We start from the raw sequence: 312 nt of genomic DNA on the forward strand, positions 1-312 counted from the left end.
CCGGGGCTTCATTTCTACCAAATTAGGCCGTTTTGGGAAAATGTCAGCCCCGAATCGACGGTTCTGATGAAACAACCGTCGATTCGGGGCTAGAAAACGAAATCGAGGCCCGCTTAGAGCCTCGATTTCGTGGGGAGGGGTGCGGGGCGCTTGATGGTGCCCCTATCGCATCAGGCGAGCTACTTCTCCTGGGCGAGTGCGTTGTTCACGGCGTCCTTCAGGGCCGTGGAGGAAACGGTAGCGCCGGCAACGGCGTCGACCTCGGTGGACTGGGCCTCGATGATCCGGGCCGGCAGGGCCTCGAGAGCCAAG

Annotated in this window: 1 protein-coding gene; it reads right to left on the bottom strand. The window is 61.2% G+C overall.

All coding sequences use genetic code 11. From position 1 onward, the window contains the following. Window positions 1–179: 179 nt before the first annotated feature. Window positions 180–311, bottom strand: coding sequence for an FMN-binding protein (locus NE591_RS16400; protein WP_371130626.1), 132 nt, complete (start codon window positions 309–311; stop codon window positions 180–182). Window position 312 lies beyond the last annotated feature (1 nt).

The organism is Adlercreutzia sp. DFI.6.23 (assembly GCF_024462535.1).
Taxonomy (GTDB): Bacteria; Actinomycetota; Coriobacteriia; order Coriobacteriales; family Eggerthellaceae; genus Adlercreutzia; species Adlercreutzia rubneri.